Origin of the sequence: Pseudomonas cavernicola, assembly GCF_003596405.1 — a bacterium.
In the GTDB taxonomy this organism is placed as follows: Bacteria; Pseudomonadota; Gammaproteobacteria; order Pseudomonadales; family Pseudomonadaceae; genus Aquipseudomonas; species Aquipseudomonas cavernicola.
The window spans coordinates 804,783-817,770 of record NZ_QYUR01000008.1; the positions used below are offsets into that span (position 1 = coordinate 804,783).

The window sequence follows — 12,988 nt, forward strand, 5'->3', positions numbered from 1 at the left end:
TCGCGGCACGATCCATAGGCGAAGCGCAGAAACAGTTGTCCACCCGCTGCTGATCAGAAAGTGTCGGGCAGCGCCGCCGTTCGGGGCTTTTTGCAATAAGGTGTTGATCACCGCCGGGGCTGCAACGGGACGACGACAGCGACTGGGAGATGGCATTGCCCGAGAGCGGGATCGAGCGGCCATCGACGCAATCGCGAAACCGCGCAGCCCAGTTTATCGCCCGCTGGTCTGCAAGCACAGCGTGGCCAGTGCTACTGCGCAGCATGCAATGAACGCTCGTTGCACAGGCCGGCGGCGCCGAAACATTTCGCCGCACGCAGGTTCGATTGGCGCGCGCTGGGCTGCGCAAAATTACCGCCAGCTGGGAACTATTCTTCCGGAGGTCGCTAGCTGGCCACATCGCGGGTCAGCTGCAGAAACGGCGGCCATCGCCCAGATCGCGGGCCCTCACAGGCCCAACATCGGCCAGGCTTTCCACCGCCGAGCGAGCCGGAGCCGGGCTAGTCTCCTGCCAGTGGTTGAGGCAGGCTGGTAGGGTTTCCTGGCCGCGCAAGGCCATTTGCCGGGATAGCCGCGCCTGACGCCCGCGGGCTTCCACCAGAAATCGGCGTGACAGGCTCTTGGCGGGCCGCTTTGCGCTGTCTCAGGTTTGAGGCAATGGCCCTACGGCAGTACGAACGTCGCTACGCGCACGCGTGGGCCTGATCAGCTCGACGCCTGCCGCCAATAGGTCTGACGATGGCGCATCAGATGCAGGGCCTGTCCAGCAGATGCTCCACATTCGGTAGCATGTGCTTCGGCGCCGTTCCAGCCGCAACCTGCCGTGGCGAACCGCGCAGGCACTGGCTAGCCCTGGTGCAGCCCGCTGGCGCAAGCCCTCCAGCACCCGTTGAGAACCCTTCCAAGCGCCGCGAAACGACGCCATTCACTGACCACGGACGCACACCTCGTAGCCCAGGCGCTTGAGCGCCCAGGGCACTGCCGCGCCAGCCCGGGCCAGCGCCGAGCACGACGATACTGACTTATTCATCATCGCTGTTTTATCCATCAAGGCACCAGCCCGCCGCCAGCCCTCCGGCCAACAACACGCGGCTGCTGCGCAGGTGTTTCGCGCATGCGGCCACGCGAGCGCGCGGGCGTGCTCCGCAGATAAGACGCGACATGCCCGCTGAGAGCAGCACGGGCGCTGGCAATACTGGCGCCATCCAGACACTGCTGACCAGAAGGCCACGAGCGCGCCGAAATCCCGCTTGCGCTGTTCAGACACAGGACCATATGCGCACCCTCACAACGCGCATCGCCCGACACCCGCAGAGCAATGGCATAGCTCGCGGAAACACCAGGTTCGCCCCGCGCCAGGGCTTGCCGCGCAGAGCAGGATGCCGGCGCCCTGTGCGGCCTGGCAGGCCTCCCGTCGCAGCGGACGATCCTGGCGTGCGCCCAGGCTTCAAGGTTTGATCAGCGACCCACGTCCTGCTCCATCAGCCGTAAATTGCCGCGGCGATTTGCAGCGGGCGTGGTCAGCCATGCGCTCGACCGAACACCTGGGCCAGCAGCAAAATTCAGCCGGCTGCGCCCGGCTCGGCGAGGCGGCCAGCCACGCCGTGCGTGCCGAGGCAATCCAGTTGCGCCTCCGCCCTCCTGTGACAAGCTTCTCGTCCGCCAAGCCAGAACTGGCGTTGCAGACCAGTACTGGCTGGCCGCGCGGCGTAGGTGGGCCGCTGTCGAATAATGCCAGATGCGCACTCAGGCGGACATAGCAAGACGGGCTCCTCCGAGGGGGCGTCAACACTGCCCATCGCATCTCAAACGCAGTTTCGGCTTGCGCCAGGGTCGAGGTGCGCGGTGCTGATCAAAGAATCCGCGTACACGGCATGAACAGGCTGGTCATGGCGCGATCACTTTCCCGTTCGGTGGCCTCATCGACCGCCCCGACGGTGGGCCTCGACACAGCACACCAGAATTAAGCGGTCGTTGCAAGCAACGTGCGGCCGAGCATAGCTATGCGTCTGTTTCTGACCGCCGGGAAAGTTGCTGCCACGTTCGCCTAAGCTGGTGTCGAGCCCGGGTCGGAATGAACTCGATCAAGCCTTGTCGAGCTGCAGCCCAGTTTGGAGGCGAAAACTTCTCGATTTCGCGCGACTTGAGCCTGGGCCGCTGTAAGCTGAGGTTTGTCGTGCAGGCTGCCGCGAAACAGACGATGTCCTGGGCTTGACCACGGCGATGCGTCTGCCACCACGCAGGGCAAACAAATTCAGCTCACCGTCGATACCTTCCAGAGCGGATCAGCCCTGATCCGGGTCGTAGCAGCGCTCGCAAGAGGTTCGATCAAGGTCGACTTGCCGCACCCCGCGAGGCCCCGCTTATGGCTACTTTCCAGCCCACCGGGGATGTGCGCGGTCGATCCCGGCCAACAACCGGCTAAGCGCGCCGTTTCGTCGTGGCCGAACCAGACATTCTCGAAACGAAAGGTCGCCGACACTCAGCCGGCATCGCCGGGGACTGTTGCGGCTGGCTGACCCTGCGCCGGCTCGCCGCTTGAGTCCCTCCCCCCGGCCAGGCTGACGGTCATGCGTTTGCAAGCGCTACGTACAGGCCACAGCAGGCCTCTGCAACACGGCCCCACGGCCTGCCCAGGTAGGTGGAACAAGGCGATCAACGCGCCAGTTGCTGAAGTTGCAAGGTGACCGAGTTCTTCACCACGCGGATACCTGGCACCCTGACCTCGCTCTCCGTGTGGGGCTTTCTGATCGGCGGCTATTGGGTGATCCAGGGCACCTGGCCACTGGGCGCCGCTAGATCGCTTTTTCCACCTACCTGGCACTCGGCCGTGGGGCCGGTGCAGAGCCCTGCTGAGGCGCTACGTACGTAGGCCGCTGCAACGCATGACCCGTCAGCTAGGGACGGGGATTGGGACTCACAAGCGCGAGCCCGGCGCAGGTCAGCCAGCCGCAACAGCCCCGCGAATTGCCGCTGGTGTCAGGCGACCTGCGTTTCGAGAATGGTCTGGCTTGCGGCCAACGACGCAACGCGCGCAGCCGGCTGTTGGGCGCGGGATCGCCGAGCACACTCCCCACGGTGGGCTGAAAGTAGCCATAAAAAGCGGGGCCTCGGGGGTCGGCGAAGTTGACCTTGATCGACCTCTTGCAGCAGCTTCTGCGACCCGGATCAGGGCTGTATCACGCCTGGAAGGTCTCGACCTGCGTGAGCTGGATTTGTATTGCCCTTGACGGCTGGCGCAATCGCGTGGGTCAGCCAGGAATCCGGTGCTGTTTTCGTCAGGCAGCCTGAGCCGACCAACCTCAGCTACAGGCGCCCAGGCTCAGTCGCGCGAATCGAGAAAGTCGCCCAAACTGGGGCGCAGCTCGACAGCTCTTGATCGAGTCATTAGCCGCACGGGCTGGACAGCCAGCTAGGCCGAACGTGGGGCCAAGCAACTTTCCGGCGGTCAAGAAAACAACGCATTAGCTATTGCTCGCGCGTTGGCTGCAAGACCGCGCTAATTCTGTGTGCTGGATGCAGGCCACTCGGCGGTCGATGAGGGCCACAGACACGGGAAGTGATCGCACGCCATCGACCAGCTGTTACAGTGGCCGTACGCGGATTCTGATCAGCCCCCGGCCTCCGACCCTGGCGGACCAGCACGAACTGCGTTTCTGAGATGCACGATGGGAGTTGTTGACCGCCCCTCGAGGAGGACCGCCGTCTTGCATGGCCGCTGAGTTGCGCATCGGGCATTCTCGACATGCGGCCACAGCGGCCGGCGCAGGCCAGCCCAGGTACTAGAGCTGCAAGGCAGTTCTGGCTGGCGGACCGAAAGCTTGGCAGGAAGGGCGAGGCTCAACTAAGGATTGCCTCGGGCACGGCACGGCGAAGTGCTGCCGCCATCGCCGAGCGGGCGTCAGCCGCGCAATTTTTGCCGTGGTGCCAGGGTGTTCGTGAGCGCTGGCTGACCAGCCGCTGCAAAAATCGCGGGCAAATTACTGGCTGTGGAAGCAGGAACGTGGCGCCTGTCAAGCTGAGCCTTTGGCGCATCGCAGGATCGTTCCGCTGCTACGGACGGCCCTGCCAGGCCGCACAGGCGGCCGGCATCCTGCTCTGCGCGGGCAAGCCTGCGCGGGGCGACGGTGTTTCCGGCGAGCTCTACTTGTCCGATGTGCTTGGTGCGGTGGAGGCGATGCGCCCGTTGTGAGGGGTGCGCAATGGTCCTGGCTGAACAGCCGCAAGCGGATTTTCGGCGCGCCGGTGGCCTCTGTCAGCAAGTGGTCCTGGGCTTGGGCGCCAGTATTGCCAGCGCCGTCTCAAGCGGGCATGTCGCGGCTTATCTGCTGGACGCATGCCCGCCGCCCGCGTGCGGCAGTGGCTCGGAACACCTGCGCACGCCAGGCCAGGTTTGTTGGCCGGAGCGGCGCGGCTGGTGCCTTGATGGAGCTCGGATAACAGCATGATGATAAGCAAGATTCGTCGTGCTCGGCGCTGGCCCGGCTCGGCGCTGCAGTGGCTGGGGCTCAAGCGCCTGTGCTACGCGAGGTGTGCGTGGTCAGTGAATCGGCGTCGTTCGCGGCGCTGGGAAGGGGTTTCACCCTCAAACGGTGCTGGAGGGCTTGCGCCAGGCGGGGCTGCACCCAGGCGCTACGCCAGTTGCCTGCGCGGCTTGGCACGGCAGGCTTGCGTGGAACGGCGAAACACATGCCAACCGAAGTGTGGGCATCATGCCTGTGGACAGGCGGCATTCATGCCGATTCGGTCCAGGAACCTCATTGGCGGCAGGCGTCAGCTGAAATCGAGGCACGCGTGCGCGAGCTGAGTTCGAACTGCCGAGGGCCATTGCCTGCAACTCGGAACAGCGCAAGCGGCCGCAGACCTGTCACGCCGATTTTCTGGTGGAGCTCCGCGGCGTCAGGCGCGCTATCCGGCAAAGGCTCTGCGCGGCCAAGGAACCCTCAGCCTGCTCAACCACTGGCAGGAACCGCCGACCGGGCTTCGCTCGGCGGTGGACAAAGCCTGGCCGATGTCGGGCCTGGGATGCGCCCGCCTGGGCGGATTGGCCGCTGGGTTTCTGCAGCTGACCTTCGATGTAGGGCAGCACACGCCTGCCGGAAAAGTTCCCAGCGTGGCGGAATTTGCGCAGCCAGCGCGCCGCAATCGAACCCCTGGTGCGCGAATTGTTCGGCGCGCCGGCTTGCAACCGAGCGCATTGCATGCGCGCAGTAGCACGGGCCACGGGCTGTGCTTGCAGACCCAGCGGCGATTAACTGGCTGCGCGTCGGCGATGCGCGATGGCCGTCGATCCGCTCTCGGGCAATGGCATCTTCCAGTCGCTGTCCGTCGTCGTTGCAGGCCCCGGCGGTGACTCAACACCGTTTATTGGCAAAAAGCCCGACGGGCGGCGCTGGCCCGACACTGTTCATCAGCAGCGGGCTGGGAGCAACTGTCTTCTGCGCTTCGCCAGGATCGGCCGCGACTTTTACGCCATGGAACAGCAGTGGGGTCGCGCGGCCAGTTTTGCGGCAGAGCCGGCGCAGCTGGCCAGACGACCTGCCGCGTGATGCGCCGCGCCTGATTACGCGAGTCTGCGGGTGGCGCGGGCGGCGCGTGATCAATGGCGAGTTGATCGATGAGGCTGACGTGGTGTAACCGCAGACTGCAGCCACTGGGGTCTGGCACCTGCAAGGGATCGAGCTGGCGCGATCGTGGCGCGCGCTGCACTCTCTGCACCGCTAACGAGGTGCTGGGCATCGCTTGGCAGCGGAAGCAACCGCGGCTGGTGTACGGCCTGGCTGCGGCCCAAGGCTATCGCCAGGCGTGAGTCGTAGGAGTGTGCTTTTAGCCCACCGGATGCCTGTGATGGTGGGCTAAAAGCCCACAGGTTTTCTATCTGGCTCCCGCGCTTCCCGGGAAGACGACCAGCGCGGGAGAGGGCAGGTGCGCATGTATACGCTCATTGAGCCACCCCTTTTTGCATAGCCCCCGCCCCTTCATGGCATTCGAAACGGCTTGCTCTTGTTAACGCGGAACTTCACCTCATTTCCGACCAAATGGGCCACTTCAGGCCCCAGGATGTTGCGTCCAGCAATAGTCATTCAAGGCTGGCATTTGCCACCTGCTGCCAATAGCGGTGTTAACGCTGAGTTGCCCGTTCGATTACGAGGCGCTCCAGCGGACCAGGTTTCACCATGGACAAGCCTAGACTCGCGACCTATTGGCGTTGCGCGCTTCTGGCTACCTGTTGGCAGACCGCACGAATTGGTCTGAATCCGCCGTGGTGCAAATACTGCGTCATTAAGGTCGGCCCTCCGTCTTTGCTCCAGTCGGCCTACCAAGCTGGATGCCGCGGCTTGCACGTCATGGGCAAGCGGACAGCAGCGGGCGGCGGCTTGCTCCGGCCAGACGCATGCGCCCCAAAGGATCAAGCCGGCGGCCAGCCTGGATCAGGCGGTCGGCGTCGTGTGTCAGCCAGGCAGAGCACCTGTTCTCTTGGGCCCAGGCTGTAAGGTATTGCCGCCTCACGACCCGTGGGGCTCCCGTCAGCGCTCTTTCTTAGCCCGCTCTGGGACTGTTCGGCAGAACTTTTGCAGAGTGCCGGCAAGAGCCCTCCCTCACCGTGGCTGGCAGCTCCACTTTCTTGGAGCGACATGAACGGCTTGGCCAGGAAAGCCTCACGCAGGCGATGCCGTCGACCGGAGTGGCGGCGTCTTGCTGCGCAATGAGGGGCGAATGGCATGCCGCTGGTGTTCGAGGGCCGACAGCAGCGACTACATGTTACAGGGGGCCCGGCCGGGCTTCGGACCGGTGCGGGACAAGACCCTCTACCGCGAACGGCGCACGCCGACTACCGCAGCCACCATGTTGGCGATTGAACATAGAGGTTGCCCGGCCTGGCACGGTCAAATGACCTTGGCGATGGTCTTGTCGATGGCGCCGTGTGGTACGCCTAGGGTAGGGCCATAGCCGGGAGCCGTTGAACTGGTGCTCCAGTCAAGTGATTGAGATTCTTGCGCTGTAGCGGACGACCGCGGTGCAGCACGGGGTGTCCGAAGATCTCGGCGCTCCAGCTCGGCGAAGCTTTTTTCCAGTTCGCATCAGGGTCGGTGGGAGCATAGGTGCCGCGCTGGCTGACGTTCGCCTCGGTCGCGTGCCGTGCTTGGTAGATCTTCCGACGTTTGGCGCGCCTGGCCTGGTGTGTTTCTCGGAGCCCGGCCCGGCTTCGCGTTCGATCACCCGGCTAGGTTCCACTGCCAGGGATTCGGGTTGCCCAGGCGGCATTCGCTGGCACCATTTGAGCATTTCCAATACGCGTTTCGGCCACGTCTTTTCTGCAGCACAGAGCAACCGCGCAGGAGCCGAGGCAGCGTTGGCCGGCACTATCGAAGGCTAGAGGCGCACCCACCACTGCGCTGCACGACCTCTGCTGCCAGTCGAGAGGCGGGAGGAGTCCGCACGATCATACCGGCGTTTTCTGCGCCCGCGGTCTCGGCAATCAGGGGATCGGGCGGCCCTGCGCGTCGAAGCCACCAGCGCTGTATGCGCTGGAGAAGGCGGGCCACTTCGGTCGAGCCGGTGAACATGATCGGCCGGCTTGGACGCCGATGTGGTTGCCTACGCAGACGGCCCGTAGGGTCGTCAGCCGCGGCCCGCAAAGGAGTTGTGAGCAATCGCAGTATCCGGAATATCAGCTCGAGGAGAGATGCGCAGGCTGGCGCGGCCACCAGTGGTGTCTCTGCTCGGCGGTTTGGCAGGCAGGGTTTTCCTGCAGCCAGGCGGGAGCCACCTAGACCTAAAGATGACCAAGCGGGAAGTTCCACGGGCTGATGCAGACCAACCGGTCCCAGCGGACGGTGGGTATGCGTTGGCGAAATCGTTTAGCGCCTGGGCGGCGTAAAGTAACCGCAGGAAGTCCCGGTCTCCGCGCATTCGAAATGGCGTTCGGCAAAAGGTCCTTGCCGAGCCTCTGAGCGAACCATAAGGCCATCCAGGCTCTGGGAATTTTTCGTCTTCCGATCCAGATCTGCGGCGCTGCTCCCAGGGCGGTGCGCGGCGCTCGGGGGCCGGCGTTGCCTGCGATGGCGTCGACGCTAGTTGCGCACATCACGGGCATATTGTCCCACGTCGGCCTCGCTGGCTTCCTGGAGCCTGGCCGACCGATGTCGCGATGATGCCGCGGGCTTTGCGCAGCGGCTGGGAACCTGCGTTCTGCACCGGGCCCAGCGCTTGGCGCTGCTGCCAGGCCCCATGGCTGCTCTGCCAGGCAGGCCTGGCAACGAGCCGAGACGCCGCTGCTTTCATTGGCAGATCGATGCCGCTGGAATTGATCCGGCCCTTGCCATCCCCGGTCAAACGCGGTAAGGTAGCGGAATGCGCGGGTGCGACAGGCCAAGGGTGCCTTCCTGGGCAGCGGCTTGCTCGATGCTTTCCACCGGATCGGCGACCAGTTCGTCGAGGGAGATGGAGTGGTCGGCAAATGCGGTTGACGAAGGAGTGTTCGCGCCGTTTTCCAGCAGCCGGCGCACCAGATAAGCCAGCAAGGTTTCATGGGTGCCGACCGGTGCGTAGATACGGCACGGACGGTTCAGCTTGCCCTCGGCGATCTTGCCCCACCACCTGCTCGTAGAGGCTCACCCATGCCGTGCAGGCACTGGAACTCGTATTGGCCCGGGTAGTAGTTCTGCCCCGCAATCTGGTAGATGGCGCCAGGGTGCGTTGTGAGTGGCGAACTGCGGGTAGATGGCTCCTGGCGCGGCCAGCAGCTTTCGAGCGCAGGCGATGAAGGACACATCGGTGTACATCTTGCGGGTGTAGACCGGGTAGCCTTCCAGGCCGTCAACCTGAGCACGCTTGATCTCGCTGTCCCAGTAGGCGCCCTTGACCAGACGGATCATCAGACGGTGGCGGCTGCGCCGGGCCAGGTCGATCAGGTAGTCGATCACATAGGGGCAGCGCTTCTGGTAGGCCTGAATCACGAAGCCGATGCCATTCCAGCCGGCCAGCCGCGGCTCGAAGCAAAGGCGCTCGAGCAGGTCCAGGGAAAGCTCGAGGCGGTCGGCCTCTTCAGCATCGACGTTCAGGCCGATGTCGTACTGCTTGGCCAGCAGGGTCAGTTGCAGCAGCTGCGGGTAAAGCTCGTCCATCACGCGCTCGTACTGGGCGCGGTTGTAGCGCGGGTGCAGTGCGGAAAGCTTGATGGAAATGCCCGGTCCTTCATAGATGCCACGGCCCTGGGAGGCCTTGCCGATGGCGTGGATGGCCTGCTCATAGGAGGCAGATAGCGCTCGGCATCCTGCTTGGTCAGAGCCGCCTCGCCAAGCATGTCATACGAATAGCGGAAGCCTTTGGACTCGCAGTTGCGGGCGTTGGCCAGCGCTTCGGCGATGGTTTCACCGGTGACGAACTGCTCCCCCATCAAGCGCATGGCCATGTCCACGCCTTTGCGGATCAGCGGCTCACCGCTTTTACCGATGACCCGGCTGAGGGCGGTGGACAGGCTGGCCTCGTTATGGGTTGCGACTAGCTTGCCGGTCAGCAGCAGGCCCCAGGTGGCTGCGTTGACGAATATCGACGAGCTACGCCCCAGATGCGGATGCCAGTTGCCCGTGCTGATCTTGTCGCGGATCAGGGCGTCGCGAGTGCCCTTGTCCGGTATGCGCAGCAAGGCTTCAGCCAGGCACATGAGTGCCACACCTTCCTGAGAGAGAGGGAGAACTCCTGCAAGAGCCCCTGAACTATTCCGCGCGGGCCGCTGGCGCTCTTCTGGTTGCGCAGCTTTTCAGCGATGCCGTAGGCCAGCTTGTGCGCGGCCTTGGCCGTCTCTTCAGGCAGGCGCGCTTGTTCCAGGAGCATCGGCACGACTTCCTGCTCGGGTCGGCGGTAGGCGGCGGTGATTGCTGCACGCAAAACGGACTGCGGCAGGATGCTTTCGGCAAACTCCAGAAAGGGCTGATGCACTGGCTCAGCCAGGGCTTCGCTCAATTCCAGATCACCCTCGTCCAAACGGTCGGCAATGCTTTGCAGCTCGGGCATGCTCATGCCGCTCTCAAGGGTGGTCAGATAGCTGTAGATCGCCTGTTTGATCAACCAGTGCGGCGTGCGCTCTATCTTTTGCGCGGCCTCTTTCAGGCGTTCGCGGGTTGCTTCGTCGAGTTTGACCCCAAAGGTGGTGCTGGCCATGACCTGTCCTGCCTGAATGAGTTGAGCTACCAAATAGTAGGAAATGAACACCAGACCCGGCGGGCTCTGAATAGCCGATCCCTGGTTTTCAGGGTGGCTGAGATCGGCGATAACCCAGACCGATGGCGGTGCCGATCTCGTCCTTACGCAGAGCCGTGGTTATTCGCCCAGATAGGCGGCGGTAACCTTCGGGTCTTGCAGCATCTGCTGGGCCTCTCCGCTCATGCTGATCAGGCCCGAGTCCATCACATAGGCACGATCCGCCGCCTGCAGCGCCAGCCGGGCGTTCTGCTCTACCAGCAGAACGGTCATGCCGGAGGCCGAGATGTCACGGATCACCTCGAAGATCTTCTCCACCATGATCGGCGAGAGGCCCATGGAGGGCTCGTCCAGCAGCAGCAGTTTGGGCTGACTCATCAGTGCCCGCGCCATCGCCAGCATCTGCTGCTCACCGCCGGACAGGGTGCCGGCGAGCTGTTTCGCCCGCTCCTTGAGGCGCGGAAAGAGGCTGAACATGCGCTCGATGTCGCTGGCGATATCCGCATCGTTGCGGCTGTAGGCGCCCATCTGCAGGTTTTCGGTGATGCTCATCCGCGCGAACACGCCGCGCCCCTCGGGCACCATGACCAATTTGCGTTCGAGCAGGTCGTGGGTTTGCAGGCCCTTGATCGACGTGCCTTGATATTCGATATCGCCTGCGCCCCAAGCTTGCAGGCCGGTGATGGCTTTCATGGTGGTCGATTTGCCGGCGCCGTTGGAGCCGATCAGGGTCACCAGTTCGCCCGTTCGGATTTCCATATCCACGCCTTTAACCGCCTGGATACCGCCATAGGCGACTTTGAGTCCGCTGATTTTCAGTATTGTCTGTGTCATGTGCGCAGCCCCCTGGGGCTAAACGGCGGAAGTGCCAAGGTAGGCTTCGATAACCGCCGGATGAGATTTGACGTCTTGCGGCAGGCCCTGAGCGATGACCTTGCCATAGTCGAGAACGGTCATCTGATCGCAGAGCCCCATCATCAATTTGACGTCGTGCTCGATCAGCAGAATGGTCTTGCCGTCGCCACGGATTTTCTCCAGCAGATCGCGCAGCTCGACCTTCTCGGTGGCGTTCATCCCGGCAGCCGGCTCGTCGAGCGCCAGCAGCTTGGGCTCGGTGGCCAAGGCGCGGGCGATCTCCAGGCGGCGCTGATGGCCATAGGAGAGATTGCGTGCTGTGTAGTTGGCGTACTTGCCGATGCCGACGTATTCGAGCAGGTCGTGAGCGATGTTGTCGATCTCGTCCTCCTCGCGGCGGGTGGCTTTGGTGCGCAGGATCGCGCCGAGAATGCCGGCCTTGGTGCGCACATGGCGCCCGACCATGACGTTCTCATGGGCCGTCATGTCGCCAAACAGGCGGATGTTCTGGAAGGTACGGGCAATGCCGATTTTAGCGACCTCATGCACGGCTGTCGGTTTGTAGATCTGGTCATCCAGACGGCATTCGCCAGTGTCCGGGGTGTACAGCCCCGTCACGACATTGAAGAAGGTGGTTTTGCCGGCGCCGTTGGGGCCGATCAGGCCATAGATGTCGCCACGGGCGACCTCGATACCGACGTCGCTAAGGGCTTTCAGGCCGCCGAAGCTCTTACTCATGCCTTTGACTGAAAGCAGGCTGGCTTGCTGGGTCATTGCAGCGGCTCCTTAGACTTGGCTCAGGTCGTTGCCCCGTCTCACGATGGGGCGATCTTCCTTACGGGGCGAAGGCCAGAGGCCAACAGGCCGATACAGCACGATGAGAATTATGGCCAGGCCATAGAGCAACTGGCGCACCACTTCCGCATCGATCAGCACTTTGCCGAAGATCGCGACTTGCAGAGGCGCGACTGTGGCGCGCAGGACTTCCGGCAGCACAGCCAGCAACACGCCGCCCAGAATGACACCAGGGATGTGTCCCATCCCGCCGAGTACCACCATGACCAGAACGGTGATGGACTCCATCAGGCTGAACGACTCGGGCGAGACAAAGCCTTGGAAGGAGCCGAACAGGGCGCCGGCAAGCCCACCGAAGGAGGCGCCCATGGCGAATGCCGTCAGCTTCAGATTGCGGGTGTTGATGCCCATGGCCTTAGCCGCGATTTCGTCTTCACGAATGGCGATCCAGCCACGACCAATCCGCGAGTGCTGCAGCCGGTGGCAGACGAAGGCGACGAGCACCACCACGACGACGAACAGGTAGTAATACAGCACTACCGAATCGAAGCGAACGCCGAAAAACGTATGGCGCATGGAGAAATCGAACCCGAAGAACGTGGCGGGATCGATCCCGGAGATACCCTTCGGCCCATTGGTAAAGTTCAGCGGGCGATCCAGGTTGTTGATGAAGATACGGATGATTTCGCCGAAGCCCAAGGTGACGATGGCCAGGTAGTCACCGCGCAGCCTGAGAGTCGGGGTCCCCAGCAAGATGCCGAAGAACGCGGCCAACAAAGCAGCGCCTGGCAGGATCAGCCACAGGCTCACATGCAATCCGGCAGGAAACATCTGCTGCAGCTCAACGAAATTGTTCGTGAGGTGGGTGGAGCCCAGCAATGCTGCGGCATAGGCCCCTATGGCATAGAAGGCGATATAGCCCAGATCGAGCAGCCCGGCCATGCCCACCACGATATTCAGCCCCAGGGCGAGCATGATGTAGAGCAGGGCGAAATCGAGCACCCGTACCCAATAGTTGCCCCCGACTGCGCCAATGACCAGGGGGGCAACGAGAACCAGGGCAACCAGCAGAATCGGCTTTATAAGATCGCTGCGGGAACCCTGCGTGTGCGGTTGATTCGTCATGATGAGTTTC

General features: G+C 63.3%; 8 protein-coding genes and 1 pseudogene. 2 read left to right on the forward strand and 7 right to left on the reverse strand.

The genetic code is table 11. The features are described 5' to 3' along the window. Nucleotides 1-4,003: 4,003 nt before the first annotated feature. Both D3879_RS25560 and D3879_RS25565 read left to right on the forward strand, forming a co-directional pair. Entirely contained in the window at nt 4,004-4,192 is a 189-nt protein-coding gene (locus D3879_RS25560) for a hypothetical protein (RefSeq protein WP_119956960.1), read from the forward strand. A 1,087-nt stretch (nt 4,193-5,279) separates the two neighbouring features. Then, complete coding sequence (locus tag D3879_RS25565; protein WP_119956961.1) at nt 5,280-5,549, forward strand: hypothetical protein; 270 nt, start codon at nt 5,280-5,282, stop codon at nt 5,547-5,549. Between the two features lie 2,784 nt (nt 5,550-8,333). On the opposite strand, the gene D3879_RS27380 is transcribed toward D3879_RS25565, so the two are convergent. The 7 genes and pseudogenes from D3879_RS27380 to D3879_RS25590 form a co-directional block, all read right to left on the reverse strand. Then, on the reverse strand, nt 8,334-8,525 hold the full coding sequence (locus tag D3879_RS27380) for a hypothetical protein (RefSeq protein WP_238474344.1): 192 nt from the start codon (nt 8,523-8,525) through the stop codon (nt 8,334-8,336). A gap of 12 nt (nt 8,526-8,537) precedes the next feature. After that, nucleotides 8,538-9,242: pseudogene (locus D3879_RS27385) on the reverse strand (proline dehydrogenase family protein); the annotation flags it as partial. Next, nucleotides 9,128-9,667 carry a hypothetical protein gene (locus D3879_RS27390; RefSeq protein ID WP_238474326.1) on the reverse strand — a complete coding sequence of 180 codons (540 nt, stop codon included), beginning with the start codon at nt 9,665-9,667 and terminating at the stop codon, nt 9,128-9,130. The gene D3879_RS27390 and the pseudogene D3879_RS27385, both read right to left, overlap by 115 nt. Beyond that, nucleotides 9,610-10,164: a hypothetical protein gene (locus tag D3879_RS27395; RefSeq protein ID WP_238474327.1), complete on the reverse strand. Its 555-nt coding sequence runs from the start codon at nt 10,162-10,164 to the stop codon at nt 9,610-9,612. The genes D3879_RS27390 and D3879_RS27395 overlap by 58 nt, the downstream gene beginning before the upstream one ends. A gap of 159 nt (nt 10,165-10,323) precedes the next feature. Beyond that, on the reverse strand, nt 10,324-11,037 hold the full coding sequence (locus D3879_RS25580; RefSeq protein WP_119956959.1) for an ABC transporter ATP-binding protein: 714 nt from the start codon (nt 11,035-11,037) through the stop codon (nt 10,324-10,326). 18 nt (nt 11,038-11,055) lie between these two features. Further along, nucleotides 11,056-11,832, reverse strand: a complete 777-nt coding sequence (locus D3879_RS25585) for an ABC transporter ATP-binding protein (RefSeq protein WP_119956958.1) — start codon at nt 11,830-11,832, stop codon at nt 11,056-11,058. A gap of 12 nt (nt 11,833-11,844) precedes the next feature. Beyond that, nucleotides 11,845-12,978, reverse strand: coding sequence for an ABC transporter permease subunit (locus tag D3879_RS25590; RefSeq protein ID WP_119956957.1), 1,134 nt, complete (start codon nt 12,976-12,978; stop codon nt 11,845-11,847). Nucleotides 12,979-12,988 lie beyond the last annotated feature (10 nt).

Bases quoted from the DNA above. Each gene is read 5' to 3' on its own strand.
- D3879_RS27395 (WP_238474327.1), bottom strand. From the start codon at position 10,164: ATGGCCAGCACCACCTTTGGGGTCAAACTCGACGAAGCAACCCGCGAA.
- D3879_RS25580 (WP_119956959.1), bottom strand. From the start codon at position 11,037: ATGACACAGACAATACTGAAAATCAGCGGACTCAAAGTCGCCTATGGC.
- D3879_RS27390 (WP_238474326.1), bottom strand. From the start codon at position 9,667: ATGTGCCTGGCTGAAGCCTTGCTGCGCATACCGGACAAGGGCACTCGC.
- D3879_RS25585 (WP_119956958.1), bottom strand. From the start codon at position 11,832: ATGACCCAGCAAGCCAGCCTGCTTTCAGTCAAAGGCATGAGTAAGAGC.
- D3879_RS25565 (WP_119956961.1), top strand. From the start codon at position 5,280: ATGGCCGTCGATCCGCTCTCGGGCAATGGCATCTTCCAGTCGCTGTCC.
- D3879_RS25590 (WP_119956957.1), bottom strand. From the start codon at position 12,978: ATGACGAATCAACCGCACACGCAGGGTTCCCGCAGCGATCTTATAAAG.